This window comes from Amycolatopsis sp. NPDC023774 (assembly GCF_040639695.1).
Taxonomy (GTDB): domain Bacteria; phylum Actinomycetota; class Actinomycetes; order Mycobacteriales; family Pseudonocardiaceae; genus Amycolatopsis.
In genome coordinates this window covers 549266-564748 of record NZ_JBFAAJ010000001.1, presented here as the reverse complement: position 1 = coordinate 564748, position 15483 = coordinate 549266, and the positions used below count along the sequence as shown (strand labels likewise).

10 protein-coding genes are annotated in these 15483 nt (G+C 70.4%); 5 read left to right on the top strand and 5 right to left on the bottom strand.

The features are described 5' to 3' along the window. Positions 1-187 precede the first annotated feature (187 nt). Positions 188-1777 (bottom strand): hypothetical protein, encoded by a 1590-nt coding sequence (locus AB0F91_RS02870; protein ID WP_360594187.1) that lies wholly within the window; start codon positions 1775-1777, stop codon positions 188-190. 215 nt (positions 1778-1992) lie between these two features. After that, positions 1993-3363: a cystathionine beta-synthase gene (locus tag AB0F91_RS02865; RefSeq protein WP_360594185.1), complete on the bottom strand. Its 1371-nt coding sequence runs from the start codon at positions 3361-3363 to the stop codon at positions 1993-1995. Positions 3364-3554: 191 nt separating this feature from the next. Here AB0F91_RS02865 and AB0F91_RS02860 point away from each other — a divergent pair, with 191 nt between their 5' ends. Next, on the top strand, positions 3555-4775 hold the full coding sequence (locus AB0F91_RS02860; protein ID WP_360594183.1) for an acetyl-CoA C-acetyltransferase: 1221 nt from the start codon (positions 3555-3557) through the stop codon (positions 4773-4775). 84 nt (positions 4776-4859) lie between these two features. Here the strand turns inward: AB0F91_RS02860 and AB0F91_RS02855 are convergent, their stop codons facing one another. Together AB0F91_RS02855 and AB0F91_RS02850 are read right to left on the bottom strand one after the other, a co-directional pair. After that, the gene (locus AB0F91_RS02855; RefSeq protein WP_360594182.1) at positions 4860-6416 is read right to left on the bottom strand and encodes a DHA2 family efflux MFS transporter permease subunit; all 1557 of its coding nucleotides are present in this window, start codon (positions 6414-6416) and stop codon (positions 4860-4862) included. Positions 6417-6743: 327 nt separating this feature from the next. Further along, positions 6744-7610: a Bax inhibitor-1/YccA family protein gene (locus AB0F91_RS02850; RefSeq protein ID WP_360594181.1), complete on the bottom strand. Its 867-nt coding sequence runs from the start codon at positions 7608-7610 to the stop codon at positions 6744-6746. A gap of 331 nt (positions 7611-7941) precedes the next feature. Here AB0F91_RS02850 and AB0F91_RS02845 point away from each other — a divergent pair, with 331 nt between their 5' ends. The 4 genes from AB0F91_RS02845 (at position 7942) to AB0F91_RS02830 (ending at position 13894) form a co-directional block, all read left to right on the top strand. Beyond that, positions 7942-9447: a hypothetical protein gene (locus AB0F91_RS02845; RefSeq protein ID WP_360594179.1), complete on the top strand. Its 1506-nt coding sequence runs from the start codon at positions 7942-7944 to the stop codon at positions 9445-9447. Between the two features lie 16 nt (positions 9448-9463). Then, a complete protein-coding gene (locus AB0F91_RS02840) occupies positions 9464-10183 on the top strand; it encodes a class F sortase (protein ID WP_360594178.1) in 720 nt (239 codons plus the stop codon). Between the two features lie 341 nt (positions 10184-10524). Next, positions 10525-12516, top strand: coding sequence for an SDR family oxidoreductase (locus AB0F91_RS02835; protein WP_360594177.1), 1992 nt, complete (start codon positions 10525-10527; stop codon positions 12514-12516). A 121-nt stretch (positions 12517-12637) separates the two neighbouring features. Further along, on the top strand, positions 12638-13894 hold the full coding sequence (locus AB0F91_RS02830; protein ID WP_360594175.1) for a cell division protein DivIVA: 1257 nt from the start codon (positions 12638-12640) through the stop codon (positions 13892-13894). Between the two features lie 65 nt (positions 13895-13959). Here AB0F91_RS02830 and AB0F91_RS02825 read toward each other — a convergent pair whose 3' ends face one another. After that, on the bottom strand, positions 13960-15282 hold the full coding sequence (locus AB0F91_RS02825; protein ID WP_360595124.1) for an amidase family protein: 1323 nt from the start codon (positions 15280-15282) through the stop codon (positions 13960-13962). Positions 15283-15483: the final 201 nt, after the last annotated feature.

Sequence of the window (15483 nt, the reverse complement as noted above, 5' to 3'; positions counted from 1 at the left end):
AGCACAACCGCCGCCGTGGGCGCGGCACCGCAAAGACGATCGTGAGTCACCTGAGAACGGGCAGGCCGCAGTGACTGCGGGCGGCGGTGCGAAGGCGACCCCGCTGCAGAGCCAAAGAGCCGCCGGACGGCAAAAGGCCCCTTCGATGCCGGGCACCGAAGGGGCCTTTCACGCGAAGCTCAGCTGGTCACCACTGCTGTTGCTGCGGCGGCTGACCGTAGCCCGGGGGCTGCTGACCGGGCGGGGGGCCGTACCCAGGGGGCGGCTGCTGGCCGGGCTGGCCGTAGCCGGGGGGCGGGCCGTAGCCCGGAGGGGGCTGCTGGCCATAGCCGGGCTGGCCGGGCTGGGGCTGGCCCGGCTGCGGGAAGCCACCGCTGCCGGGCTGTTCGCCGGGCTGGCCGTAGCCGTGCTGCGGGGGCTGGCCGTAGCCGCCGGGCTGCGGGAAGCCGCCGCTGCTCGGGTTGGGCGTGCCGGGCTGCTGGCCGAAACCGGGCTGCCCGAACGAGGGCTGCTCGCCCGGCTGGCCGAAGCCCGGCTGCCCAGGTTGACCCGGCTGACCGCCGAAGCCCGGCTGACCGAAGCCCTGCTGCGGCTGGCCGAAGGGGCCCGGCTGGCCGAAGCCGCCGGCGCCACCCGCGGGGCCGCCGAAGCCGCCCGCGTCGCCCGGGGTGCCGCCGCCGAGGCCGACGAACTGCGCGGTGGGCGGGATCAGGCCAAGGAGACCGACGATGAAGATCAGGATGCCGAAGATGAGCGTCGGCATGCCGATGCTGTCGGCGCCGTTGCGGCCGGCCTGGTCGAGGAGCTCCTGGTTCGGCGTGGAGCCGGCGATGAGCAGAACGCCGAAGACGCCCAGCAGCACGCCGCCCACGGCGACCACGATGGGCACGATCTTCTTGATACCGCCGCCGAGGCGGCCGGCCAAGATGAGCCCGGCGCCGCCAGCGATCGAGACGACCGCGCCGACCAGGACCATGATCACGTAGAACCAGATGGCGCCGGGCGAGGCGAGGCCGGACTGACCGAGCAGTTCGTCGACCTTCGCGTCACCGGCCGTCTGGCGGGCCCGGTCGAGGCTGGACGAGTATTCGCTCGCGTCGCCCATGTACAGGAACGACCAGATCAGCGACAGCACGCCCAGCAGCGCCACGACGCCACCGGCGATGAAGCCGTACATGCTGTTGCCGCCACCGGACGCGACGGGCGCGGCGCCGAAAGCCGGCGGCGCTCCGAAACCGCCCGGCTGACCCGGCTGCCCGGGCTGACTCGACTGACCGAAACCGCCCTGCGGCGGGGCACCGAAGGCACCCTGGCCCTGGTCGAACCCGCCCGGGGCACCGAAGCCCTGGGACTGGCCCGGCTGGCCGAAGCCACCAGGAGCACCCGGAGCACCGGGCTGTCCCCCGAAGCCCTGCTGGCCGAACCCGCCACCCATGGCAGCGGGGTTGTCGGCCGCGCTCGGCGGCGGAGAATACGGGATGGCCGGCGGCTGCGAGCCGGGCGGGACGAGCTGCGTCGACTCGGCGCCGAAGTGGCTTTCGCCGCCGGCGTTCGCGTCACCGGGCCGCACGACTTGCGTGGGCTCGGGGGCTTCGCCGAACAGTCCGCCTTCGCCCGAAGACGGGGCCGGCGAGTACGGCTGGCCCGGCTGGACCACCTGGGTCGGCTCCGACGCGCCGAAAGGACTGTCCTGCTGAGGTGTGGGACCACTCGGTGGGCCCTGCGGCGGCTGCTCGCCGCCGTCCCCGGGCTGGTTCGGTGGCTGCGGAGCACTCATGTGGGTCTTGAACCCCCTTGACGAGGACGCGAAAAAGTTCTATCGCGCCCACGCTATCGGATAGCGGGGCAGGGCGCTCGGAACGCCCCGGCCCGCGTAGCACGTTTACCAATCCGGCCGGAAGTGGGCGGGAACCTGACCGGAAGTGCCGCATCCGGCAACCATCCCCGCCGTGACTGTGGTCGGATTGGTATCAGAGAGCGCGGTGTCGCCAGTTACCGCCCGGCGAGGAACCCGAGCAGATCGTGCCTGGTGACGACGCCCGCGGGCTTGCCGTCGATCAGGACCAACGCGCCGTCCGCGCCCTCGAGTGCCTTCATCGCGGAGCCGACCTGTTCGCCGGCGCCGATCGTCGGCAGCGGCGGCGACATGTGCGTCTCGAGCTTGTCGGCGAGCTGCGCCTTGCCGGTGAACAGCGCGTCGAGCAGGTCGCGCTCGTTGACGGCACCCACGACCTCGGCGGCCATGACCGGCGGCTCCGCGCTGACCACGGGCATCTGGCTCACGCCGAACTCCGACAGGATCGCGACGGCCTCGGCCACGGTCTCGTTCGGGTGCGTGTGCACCAGGCTGGGCAGGGAGCCACTCTTCTTGGTGAGCACGTCGCCCACCGTCGCGCCCGAGGAATCGGGCGGGAGGAAGCCGAAGGACGACATCCAGTCGTCGTTGAAAACCTTGGTGAGGTAGCCGCGGCCGCCGTCGGGCAGGAGGACCACCACGACGTCGTCCTCGGTCAAGCTCTCGGCGAGCTTCAGCGCGGCGGCGACGGCCATGCCGCACGAGCCGCCGACCAGCAGGCCCTCTTCCATCGCGAGGCGGCGGGTGGTGTCGAACGAGTGCGCGTCGGAGATCGGGATGATCCGGTCGGCGATGCCGCGGTCGTAGGTCTCGGGCCAGAAGTCCTCGCCCACGCCCTCGACCAGGTACGGCCGGCCACTGCCGCCGGAGTAGACGGAGCCCTCGGGGTCGGCGCCGACGACCTGCACGCGGCCGTCGCTGGCCTCCTTGAGGAAGCGGCCGGTGCCGGAGATCGTGCCGCCGGTGCCGACGCCGGCGACGAAGTGCGTCACCTTGCCCTCGGTCTGGCGCCAGATCTCGGGGCCGGTGGAGAGGTAGTGGCTCTCCGGGTTCGCGGGGTTGGCGTACTGGTTGGGCTTCCAGGCGCCGTCGATCTCGCGGACGAGGCGGTCGGAGACGTTGTAGTAGGAGTCGGGGTGCTCGGGCGCCACGGCCGTCGGGCACACGACGACGCGGGCACCGTACGCCCGCAGGACGTTGCGCTTGTCCTCGCTCACCTTGTCCGGGCAGACGAACACGCACTTGTAACCCTTGCGCTGCGCGACCATGGCCAGGCCCACGCCGGTGTTGCCCGACGTCGGCTCCACGATCGTGCCGCCCGGCTTGAGGGCGCCCGACGCCTCGGCGGCCTCGATCATCCGCAGCGCGATGCGGTCCTTCACGCTGCCGCCCGGGTTCACGTACTCGACCTTGGCGAGCACCAGCGGCTTGAGCCCCTTGGTGAGGGAGTTCAGCTTGACCAACGGGGTGTTCCCCACGAGGTCGACGATGTGCTCGGCGTACTCCACGACTGCGCTCCTGCCCTTCTGCGCCGGATCTCGGCGGCCAGGCCCAGCCTAAACGCTGGGCCTGCGGCGCTGTCCACTCAGGCGGACCGCCCGATAGTGGTCCGCGTCGCCTTCGGCTTTGCCGGAGGCGGGATAAGCGGCACTATGGTGAGCAACCGCTTAGTGCCGCCGACCCGAGGAAGTGTCACGCCATGCCCGAAGCCGTCATCGTCTCCACCGCTCGCTCCCCGATCGGCCGTGCCGCCAAGGGCTCGCTGGTCAGCATGCGCCCCGACGACCTCGCCGTGCAGATGATCCGCGCGGCGCTCGACAAGGTGCCGCAGCTGGACCCCGCCGACATCGACGACCTGATGCTCGGCTGCGGTCTGCCCGGTGGCGAGTCCGGGTTCAACATGGGCCGCGCGGTGGCCGTCGAGCTCGGTTACGACCACCTGCCCGGCTGCACGATCACCCGGTACTGCTCCTCCAGCCTCCAGACCACCCGCATGGCGATGCACGCGATCAAGGCCGGCGAGGGTGACGTCTTCATCTCCGCGGGCGTCGAGACGGTGTCGCGCTTCGCGAAGGGCAGCTCGGACTCCTGGCCCGACACGCACAACCCGCTCTTCGCCGACGCCGAAACGCGCACGAAGACCACGGCGGAGTCGGGCACGGACAGCTGGACCGACCCGCGCACGGAGGGGAACCTCCCCGACGTTTACATCGCGATGGGCCAGACCGCCGAGAACCTGGCGCGGCTCAAGGGCATCACGCGCGAGGAGATGGACGAGTTCGGCGTGCGCTCGCAGAACCTCGCGGAGAAGGCGATCGCCGACGGCTTCTGGGCCAAGGACATCACGCCGGTCACCCTCCCCGACGGCACCGTCGTGTCCAAGGACGACGGCCCCCGCGCCGGCGTGACCATCGAGGGCGTCTCCGGCCTGAAGCCCGTGTTCCGCCCCGATGGCCGCGTCACCGCCGGCAACTGCTGCCCGCTCAACGACGGCGCCGCCGCGGTGATCGTCATGTCCGACACCAAGGCACGCGAGCTCGGCCTCACGCCGCTGGCCCGCATCGTGTCGACGGGCGTCACGGGCCTGTCGCCGGAGATCATGGGCTACGGCCCGGTCGAGGCCTCGAAGCAGGCCCTGGCCCGCGCCGGGATGTCCATTTCGGACATCGACCTCGTCGAGATCAACGAGGCGTTCGCCGCTCAGGTCATCCCGTCCTACCGCGACCTCGGCATCGACCTCGACCGCCTCAACGTCAACGGCGGCGCCATCGCGGCCGGCCACCCGTTCGGCATGACGGGGGCGCGGATCACGTCGACGCTGATCAATTCGCTTCAGCACCACGACAAGCAGTTCGGGCTGGAGACCATGTGCGTCGGCGGTGGGCAGGGAATGGCAATGGTGCTGGAGCGCCTTTCCTGAGGTCGAGCGCATTTTCTGAAATATGGACAGAAGAAGGGCCGCTCGCGACAGTTTCGCGAGCGGCCCTTCGTCGTGCAAAGCCAGTCAGTGCAGCGGCGCCACCGGCACCGCGGCTGCGGCGTCGTCCGAGCCGGTGGGCGGGGGCGACGGAATGAAGCGCTTGTTCGGCAGGAAGGCGGCGGGCACCAGGCACACGGCGAGGATCACCGTGGCGATCAGGAACGGCGTCGCGAAGGCGCCGGCGGCAAGGGCGGACGCGGCGGTGTGCGTGGCGGGGTTCAGGGTGGCCGCGGTGGCGGCCAGCTGGCCCTGGTTCGTCGGGACGCCGAAACGCGAGCCGAGCAGGGCGGCGAGCACGATGGACATGATCGCGGAGCCGATGGCGCCCGACGTCTGCTGCAGGATGCTCGTGGTGGTCGAGGCCTTGGCCATGTCCTCGGAGCGCAGCGTCTGCAGGGCGGCTGACGTGATCGGCATCATCGTGCAGCCCATGCCGAGGCCCATGACGAACGCGGCCGAGAGCAGGAGCGCGTACGGCGTGGTCGACGTGACCTGCGTGAACGGCACCATGCCCACCACGATCAGCGCCAGGCCCGGCAGCACGATGCGACGGGCGGCGAACTTGTCGAACAAGCGCCCCGCGATCGGCATCATGATCATCGCGCCGAAGCCCTGCGGCGCGAGCAGCAGGCCCGCGTGCAGCGCGGATTCGCCGCGCACCAGCGTGAAGTACGTGGGCAGCAGCAGCATCGCGCCGAAGAAGCCCATACAGAACACCGAAAGCGTGATCATCGAGACCGAGAACGTCCGGTTCTTGAACAGGCCCAGGTCCATCAACGGGTCCGCCACCCGCAGCGCGCGCAGCACGAAGCTCACTAGCAGCACGATGCCCGCGAGCGCCGGCAGCCACACCTCGATCGCGGTGACCGTGCCCGTGGACGGGATGCGCGAGACGCCGAAGATCAGGGCCGCGAGGCCCGGCGACACCATCAGCAGGCCCGCGAAGTCGAAGCGGCCCGACTTCGTCGCCTTGTCCTTCGGCAGCAGGCGCAGCGCGAGCACGAACGCGATGACGCCGATCGGCACGTTGATGTAGAAGATCCAGCGCCAACTCACGGCGTCGACGAGCCAGCCGCCGAGGATCGGGCCGCAGATCGGACCCAGCAGCATCGGCACGCCGAGCACGGACATCACGCGCCCGATGCGCTGCGGACCCGCCGTGCGCGTCAGGATGGTCATGCCCGCGGGCATGAGCATGCCGCCGCCGAGCCCCTGCACGACCCGGAAGAGGATCAGCGACTCGACGTTCCAGGCCAGCCCCGCCAGCATCGACCCGATCAGGAATGTGCCGATGGCGAGCAGGTACAACCGCTTGGTGCCGAAGCGATCCGACGCCCAGCCCGTGATCGGGATGACCGTGGCCAGCGCGAGCATGTAGCCCGTGGCGACCCACTGGATCGTGTCGAACGACGTGGAGAACTGGATCGTGAGCTTCTGCAGCGCGACGTTGACGACCGTGGTGTCGAGGATCGCCATGATGGCGCCGAGCACCACCACGGAGGCGATCTTGAGCACGCCGCGGTCGAGTTTGTCGTCGAGCCCGGCGGCGCCCGGCGCGGCCGGACTCGGTTGTGCGGACATGCGGCGGACCATCCCCATCGTCAGAGAGCAAAAGGACGCGCAAGCCCCAGGATGAATCCCCTTGCGCGACGTCGCCGAGGCTAGAGGACGCCACCGACAAAAAGCCATCGATTTCGCCCGAAGCAAGACGTAGACGACTTTTCGCCTTCTCCACCCGCCCGCGGAAAGTCCTCCACCGGCAGCGTTTCGGCCGGGAATTGGCGCCGCACAAGCACTCTGCGTACGCACTCCGTCGCGCGAAGAGCGATTTTCCCGGGTACAGAACGCGTGCACAGAAAAGGCGCCCCGTAGTACACGGAGCGCCTTCTCGGGAGTCCTGCGCGAATACTAGTCGCGCAGGTAGGACAACAGCCGCAGGATCTCGAGGTACAGCCACACCAGCGTGGTCATGAGGCCGAAGGCCGCGAACCACGCCCACTTGGCCGGCATCCCCGACCGGATCATGCGGTCGGCCTGGTCGAAGTCGAGCAGGAAGCTGAACGCGGCGATGCCGATGACCACCAGGCTGAAGATGATCGCGATCGGCCCGCCGTCGCGCAGCGGGTTGAAGCCGAAGAACAGCGCGGTGACCAGGTTGACCAGCATCAGGATCACGACGCCGCCCAAGGCGCCGACGATCCACTTGGTCAGCTTCGGCGTGACCTTCACGGCGCCGGTCTTGTAGACCACCAGCATCGCGATGAACACACCCGCCGTGCCGATCAGCGCCTGCAGCGCAATGCCCGGGTAGACGAGCTCGAAGAGCCCGCTGAGCGCGCCGAGGAAAATACCCTCCGCGGCCGAGTAGGCCAGCGTGAGCGGACCGCTCGCCTTCTGACCGAAGATGATCACCAGCGAGAGCACCAGCCCGACGATCAGGCCGCCGAACAGCGCGCCGAGCAGCGGACCGCTCATGCCGGTGACACGGCCGAGCGTGTCGGTCACCAGCTGGGTCTGGGCCCAGAGGGCCGTGAGGACGCCGAACACCAGGGCGGTGCCCAGCGAAAGGCCGGTCTTGACGACGACGTCGTCGACCGTCATCGGCCGGTCGGCGGAACCGGCGGCGATCTGCCCGGGACCGTAGCCGGGCACACCACCCTGGCCCTGCGGAGTGCCGTAGGGCCGCTGGTCGAAGCCCACGTTCGGCCCGTACTGCCCTGAAGCGGCCGAACCGCGGGACAGGTTGCGGAACGCCGGGTTGCTACTGGAACGCACCTGATCCTCCTGGATCTGCTGGCACCTTGCATGGGGTTCAACGACCGCTCGGGCCTGCTGGTTCCCGTCGAGGCGGTCGAGTAAAGGAGACTTTACCCTTTTGCCCGATCAGGGGGACCGGCCCGCGCTGGGCTACACCGTATGCGACTGAGATCACGACCGTTCACCGCAGGTCACCCGATAGCCCCTAGACAATCCGGGTGATCAGCCGCGAACCTTCACTTCGCGTGTTCGGGATGTGACCGAAGGCGTGTCGGGGCGTTGTTCGATCGTGTGACCTGCGTCGACGCAAAGGCGTCACTGCAGAGCATGTTGAAGGAGTCAACACACCATGGGGTGGTCTTCACGCCCGCGCGCTCGCCTGCGCGCGGCCGCCGGTCTGGTCGCCACGGCCGTGCTCGGCGCACTCTCCCTCACCGCAATCGGCCAGACCGCCGCCGACGCCGCGACCCAGCAGGGCATCGGGGTCGAGGTCCCGGCGCAACGGTTCGACAACAAGGATCACAGCGGCAACTGGCTCGGGTCCTACCTCGTCGCCGGCAAGCAGGTGTTCTGCGTCAGCTTCCAGCTGAAGGCGCCGGACTCGAACGAGAAGTACAAGCCCGGCGACAAGCTGCTCACCAAGTGGGGCGACGAGATCCCCGCCGACAAGGCGGGGAACATCTCGTACCTGCTGCTGCGCTACGGCGACACCAAGGACGCGAACGTAGCCGCCGCGCTCGCGCACCTGCTGCACTCGTGGACCTCCGCGCCGCGGCCCGGGCACGACGACCTCAACGAGGCGCTGCCCGCGGACAAGATCGGCTACGACATCGCCATGCACCTGCAGGGACTCAAGGACAAGGCCCCCGTGGCGTACGACGACGTCGCCAAGCTGACCGCCGACGCCGAGGCCAACCGCGGTCCGTGGACGGCTTCGGTCACGCCGCCGAAGGAGGACCAGCACCTCGGCACCGCGGCGACCTGGACGGTCACCGTGAAGAACGCCAAGGGCACCGGTGTCCCGGACGTCGCGGTGAAGCTCGACGCCACCGACGCGACGCTCACCACCGGCACCGGCTCCGACTCGCAGGATGACGCCCAGGCCACCGACACGGCCAGTGGCAGCGCGACCGTGCAGGGCGCGCGGACGGAGACCACGCTCAAGACCGGCGCCGACGGCACGATCTCGGTGCAGCTCACGCCGACCGGCGACCAGCCGAAGCTCGCGACGTCGCTCTCGGCCCCGGCCGACCGGCCCTACGTGCAGAACCCGGTGAACACCGGCATCCAGAACGTGGTGTCCACCGGCGGCGAGAAGACCCTGACCGCGGAAGGCGTCGTGGCCGTCGCGAAGCCGGGCAAGGTCCAGGTGACCAAGACCGACGCGAAGACCGGCAAGGGTATCGGCGGCGCGACGCTGCGGATCACGGGGAAGGACAAGAAGTCCGCCGCCACCGGGCAGGACGGCAAGCCGCTCGACGGCCCCGACGGGCAGCCCGTGGTCGTCACGACCGCCGGCGACACCGGCGCGGTCACCGTGGACGATCTGCTGGCGCCGCAGGACATCTGCGTGGTCGAGGTGAACCCGCCGCCGGGCTACGAGAACGCGTTCGACCCGAAGAACCCGCCCTCGGTGTGCGGCTCGCTGAAGCCGGGCGACACACTGGCGCTCACCGTCGCCAACACACCGAACGAGGTTCCCCACGCGATCCCCGCGGGCGACCAGCCGGTGGCGATGGCGAAGGGTGCCGTCGAGACGAGCTTCTCCACGCCGGGGCTGATCGGCCTCGCGGTGCTCGCGCTCGTCGGTTCGGGTCTGGTCGGGTTCGCCGCGCGGCGCGCGTCCCGGAGGTAGTGAGAGCGGAACGGGTATGGCACGCAAAAGCCGGTTGATCACCGGTTTCGTCCTCGGCGCGGCGAGCGTTCTCGTGGTGTCGCTCGCCACCGTCGTGATCAGCGCACCCCCGGTGGCGGTGGTGGCCGGCAGTGCTCAGCCGGCCACCACCGCCTTCGCGGGTTTGCGGCCGGCCGCGCCTTCGGAGGCGCCTTCTTCGGCACCTCCTTCACTACCTCCTTCACCACCGTCGTCCACCGCGCCGGCCGCGCCGCCGCCCGCCGCGCCGGTGGAGCACAAGCAGCCCCCGCTCGCCCCGCAGAAGCCGGGCACGCTCCGGCTGCCCGGCGGCGGGACGGCCGCGATGGTGCGTCAGAGCCTCGGGCCGGGCAACACGCTGCCGGTGCCCTCGGACATCGGGCAGGCGGCCTGGTGGGGCGCCGCGCTCGACGCGGTGAGCGGCGCCAGCGTCTTTGCGGGGCACGTGAACTGGAAGGGCGCTACGGGGCCGTTCGCCGAGCTGTGGAACGAGCGCATCGGCGGCGAGGTGACCATTGTGGACAATGCGGGGAAGACCTCGAAGTACCGGATCTCGCAGCTGGTCACCGTGCACAAGAATGATCTGCCGGCCCGCGCCGACGACCTCTTCGGACAGGCCGGGCCGCATCGTGTGGTGCTCGTGACCTGTGGCGGCCGGTGGGTCGGCGGGGCCGACGGGTACGAGGAGAACCGGGTCGTCGTCGCGGATCCGGTCTGATCCTGTTCACCGCGCGTCTCAAGAGTGCTTTCGACATCGGTGCCCCGGCGGGATTTCGCCGGGGCACCGTTTTCTGCCTTTTTCTCCCGCGTGGCGGGCAACGGCGTGCAGTTCGCGTGGTACGAGGGGACCCTTCGCACTGCGCGGCGGGTGTCGCGAACGGTCACTTCGTGCCACTCATCGGGACACTGTCGCCGGAAAAAGGTGCCTGCGACCTGCGGACCCGGATTTCGCCACAAGTTACTAGTGAGTAACATCGCTTGGGCGCGCTGTGGTCAGCGCGGCTTCCATGCAGCAGAATGCGGCAAGGGTCCAGCGGTGCACGGCGGAGGGTGATGGAGATGGCGACGTTCTTGGTGACGGGTGCGACCGGCTTGATCGGCCGCCAGTTCACCCGGCTGCTGCTCATGCGGCCGGACGCGGAACGCGTCGCCCTCGTGGTGCGCGCGTCGTCGAGGGAGAAGCTGGCGAAGCTGGTGGACGGGCGGCCGCACGCGGACCGTGTGACGCTCGTGACCGGTGACCTCGGCGAGCCGATGCTGGGCGTGTCCCAGGAGGACCGCGAAGACCTGCGCGGCGTCGACCACGTGGTGCACCTGGCCGCCCTCTACGACATCACCGCCGACGACGAGACCAGCATCAAGGCCAATGTGGACGGTACGCAGCACGTTGTCGACCTCGCCGCGGACCTGCGCGCCGGCGCGCTGCACCACGTGTCGTCGGTGGCCGTGGCCGGCGATCACGAGGGCCTGTTCACCGAGGACATGTTCGACGTCGGGCAGCGGCTGATCACGCCGTACCACCGCACGAAGTTCGAGGCCGAGAAGCTGGTGCGCGAGCAGCACGAGGTGCCCTGGCGCGTGTACCGGCCGGCGGTGGTCGTGGGTGACTCCGAGACCGGCGAGATGGACAAGATCGACGGCCCGTACTACCTCTTCCCCGCCATCAGCAAGCTCGCCGGGCTGCCCGACGTGCCGATCGTTGGGCCGGACCTCGGCGACACCAACGTGGTGCCGGTCGACTACGTGGCCAAGGCGCTCCTGGAGCTGGTGACCACGCCGGGTCTCGACGGGCGCGCCTTCCACCTCGTGAACCCCGAGCCGCAGCCGGTGGTGTCGGTGTACAACGCGTTCGCGCGGTCCGCAGGGGCGCCGACGATCACGGTGCAGCTGGGCGAGGGTGTGTCGAAGGGGCTCGTCGGGCTGGTGAAGCTCAGCGAGCACATCCCGGGCTTCACGATCGCGCGCGACGCGGTGATGGAGCGCCTCGGCATCCCGCCGGTGCTGCTGGAGACGATGGCGTTCCCCTCGGTGTTCGCCTCGACCGAGACGCGCAAGGCGCTGGCGGGCACGGGCGTGGAGGTGCCGCGGCTCGAGGACTACGCGGCCACGCTGTGGCGCTACTGGCGCGAGCACCTCGACCCGTTCCGCGCCCGCAAGCACGGCCCGCGCGGTGAGCTGGACGGGCGGCGCGTGATCATCACGGGCGCGTCTTCGGGCATCGGGCGGGCGACGGCGCTGAAGGTCGCGGCGGCGGGCGGTGTGCCGCTGCTGGTGGCGCGGCGGCAGCACGAGCTGGAAGAGGTGCGCGACGAGATCATCGCGGCCGGCGGTACGGCGTCGGTGTACCCGGCGGACCTGACCGACGAGGAGTCGGTGCACAAGGCCGTGGACGCGATGCTGGCCGAGCACGGCCGGATCGACATGCTGGTGAACAACGCGGGCCGCTCGATCCGCCGGTCGATCAAGCTGTCGTACGACCGCATGCACGACTACGAGCGCGCGATGGCGATCAATTACTTCGGCGCGGTGCGGCTGATCCTCGCGGTGCTGCCGCACATGTCGGAGCGGAAGTTCGGGCACATTGTGAACGTGTCGTCGATCGGCGTGCAGGGCATCGCGCCGCGCTTCTCCGCGTACGCCGCGTCGAAGGCCGCGCTCGACTACTTTTCACGGATCGCGGCGACGGAGACGCACGGTGACGGGATCACGTTCACCACGATCCACATGCCGCTGGTGCGCACGCCGATGATCCGGCCGACGAAGATCTACGACGCGTTCCCCACGAAATCGCCGGAGCAGGCGGCCGACATGGTCATGAAGGCGCTGATCGAGCGGCCCAAGCACATCGGCACGCCGGCGGGGCAGGCCATCGGGCTCACGTACTCGCTGGCCCCGGGCCTCACCGACGCGATCGCGTACCAGGGTTTCCGCATCTTCCCCGACTCGACGGCGGCCGGCGGCTCGGGCCGGCTCAAGATCGGCCGTGGCGAGAAACACCTGTCGCGGGCGGCGATGGCGCTGGCCCGGCTGTCGCGCGGGTTCCACTGGTAGTCACGGTGCGTTTCGAGGGTGAGGCCGTTCAGGGGACGATCACCAGGTAGGGCCGGACACGTGGCGGTGAATCACCACGCCTGACGCCGACGACACAATGTGCGCGGGTACGGTCGGGCCCATGGTTCCCGAGCGAGACAACGGCCTCCTGCCCCTGCGGCGCGAGTACACCCAAGCCTGGCACGGCTTCGACCGCAACGAGGTGCGCCAGTACCTCGATCACCTCGAGGCGCAGCTGCGCCGGCTGCTCAGTGATCGCGACGCGGCGGCGACGCAGGTCGCCACGCTGTCGCGCGAGCTCGAGGCCGCGCGCGGTGAGGTGACCAAGCTGCAGGGTCGCGTCGAGGAACTGATGAAGCCGCCCGAGCGGCTCGAGGACCTGGACGAGCGCATGCAGCGCACGGTGCAGCTCGCGCAGGCGCGCGCGGACGAGATCACCAAGCGCGCGCAGGTGGCGGCGGAGAAGCACTGGGCGTCGTCCACCGAGGCGTCGACGAAGCTGCGCGAGCGCTACACGCGCTTGGTCGCCGAGCTCGACAAGCAGGCCGAGGCGCTGCACTCCGAACACGAAGCGGCTTTGAAGGAGACGCGTGCCGAGGTGCAGCGGCTCACCGTCGAGGCGGCGCAACGCCGGGAACTCCTCGACAACGAAGCCGAGCGCAAGCGCCGCAAGATCGAGCGCGACTTCGACTCGAAGATCACCGCCGAGCGCACCGCGCACGAGAAGCTGATCGCCGACCAGCGCACGGCGAGCAAGAACCAGGCCGAGCGCCGCATCGCCGACGCGACGGCCGAGGCCAAGCGCCGCGTCGACGAGGCCACGACGGAAGCCAAGCGGCGCCTCGACGAAGCCACCACACAGGCCGCCCAGCGCACCACCGCCGCGACCCGCAAGGTCGAGCGCCTCGCCGAAATCCGCGAGCAGGCGCGCAAGAACCTGGCGATGGCGGACGAGGTGCTGAAGAGCAGTGAGAGCCTGCTGGCGGCGCTCCCGGCGGAATCGGTGATCCCCTCGGCGTCGAAGCTGGTGGGTGGGGATGAGCCGGCTGTGGCTTCTGCGGCGGCCAAGCCTGCTGCTTCTGCACCTGCTGTTGCCAAGCCTGCCGCTGCGCCTTCGCCGGCCCCGGCTGCTTCCACCAAGCCTGCTGCCGCGTCTTCGCCTGCCCCGGCTGCTGCTGCCAAACCCGCTGCCACACCGGCACCCGCGCCGAAGGCCGGTCCGGCCCCGAAGCCCACGCCCGAGGTCGTCTCGGTCGACTCCCCGACCACCCCGGCCCCGACGGTGAAACCCAAGCCCACTCCGGCAAACGGCAACAGCAAAGCCAACGGCACCACGCCTCAGCCCGTCTCACAGGCGGCCGGCAAGTCCCACTCCTGATCCGCCCTGCACGTCGGAAGGCCGCTTTCCCGGACAGGGGAAAGCGGCCTTCGTCGTCTGCGGGGTCAGCGGCTGCGGGGCCAGGGGTTGGCGGCCTCCAGCTGTGCAGCCAGGCCCAGCAGCAGCGATTCGCCGCCGGGTGGGGCGATCAGCTGGACCGACGTGGTGAGGTCGAGGGTCGGGTGGTGGCCGACGGGGACGGAGAGGGCGGGGAAGCCCGCGAGGTTCCAGAAGCCCGTGAAGTCGGCGACGCGGACGGCCGGCAGGGCGTTAGCGAACCACGAGCGGCGGTGCCAGCGCTGGGCTTTCGGGGGCAGGGTCGCGAGCGTCGGGGTGATGAGCACGTCGTGGGACGCGAAGAACTCCTCGGCGCGGGAGATCCAGGTGGTGCGGGAGCGGTCGCGGACGAAGGCGCGCGTGAGGTGGCCCAGGCGGACGTGGGTGCGGGTGCGGGGTTGGAGGTGGCGGAAGGTGAACTCCGCGTCGGCTTGGGCGGCGGGGCCGGCGAACCAGCGGGCGACGAGGGCGAGCATGGTGTCGAAGCCGTAGGCGGGGGTGGCTTCCGTCAGCGAATGCCCACAACCGGCCAGCAACGTCGAGGCTTGCGTGACGGCCTGCCCGAGCGGGCGCGGGAGCGGGGCGCGCGTGACCGGGACCTGGGTGGAGAAGGCGATGCGCTGCGGGCCGGGCACCGGCACCTCGGCCAGTTCAGGTCGCTCCCCCAGCACGGACATCAGCAGGGCCGCGTCGGCGGTGGTGGTGGCGAGCGGGCCGTGCGTGGACATGCCGTACCAGCCCTCGACTGGCTCCTGGACGACGCCGTGGCCGGGCTTGAGGCCGACGAGGCCGCACATGGCAGCGGGCAGGCGCACGGAGCCGAGACCGTCGGTGCCGTGTGCGAGGGGGACGAGGCCGGCGGCGACGGCGGCCGCGCTGCCGCCCGAAGAACCGCCCGCGGTATACGCGGGTTCCCACGGGTTGCGGGAGACGCCGGTGGGGTCGTCACTCATCGGGTACAGGCACAGCTCCGGCACGCGGGTGAGGCCGACGATCACGGCGCCTGCCGCGCGCAGGCGTGCGGCGATCACCCCGTCGGAAGAAAACGGGGCCCGCGGGCCGGCGGCAGAGCCCCAGCCCGCGTATTCGCCGGCGACCTCCGTGACGTCTTTCACCGCCACCGGAACGCCGGCCAACGGCAAATCACGCAGGTCCGGGCGGGCGGCGAGCTCGGCTGCCTCCGCGAGGGCCTCCGCGGCACGCACCCGCCGGAACGCGCCGACCACGCCGGCGGCCGCGGCGATGCGGGCGAGGGCTTCTTTGGTCACCTGGACGGGATCCAGCTCACCGGCGCGCACCGCGCGCGCGATCTCCACCGCAGTCTGCACCATGACCCGCACCCTAACCGTCCTCAGTGGACAGCGCCAAGGCTCCGCGCGCAGTCGACGACGGTCGCGGCTGCGGGCCGGGGCTGCCAGCCGAGCAGCTTCTGCGCTTGGCCGAGGTGTACACGTTCTTCCGGCCGAGGTCAGGCACCACGTCGCGCACGCCCGCGTTGACGAGTGCGAAGCCGCGCAGCACGAAATCGGGTA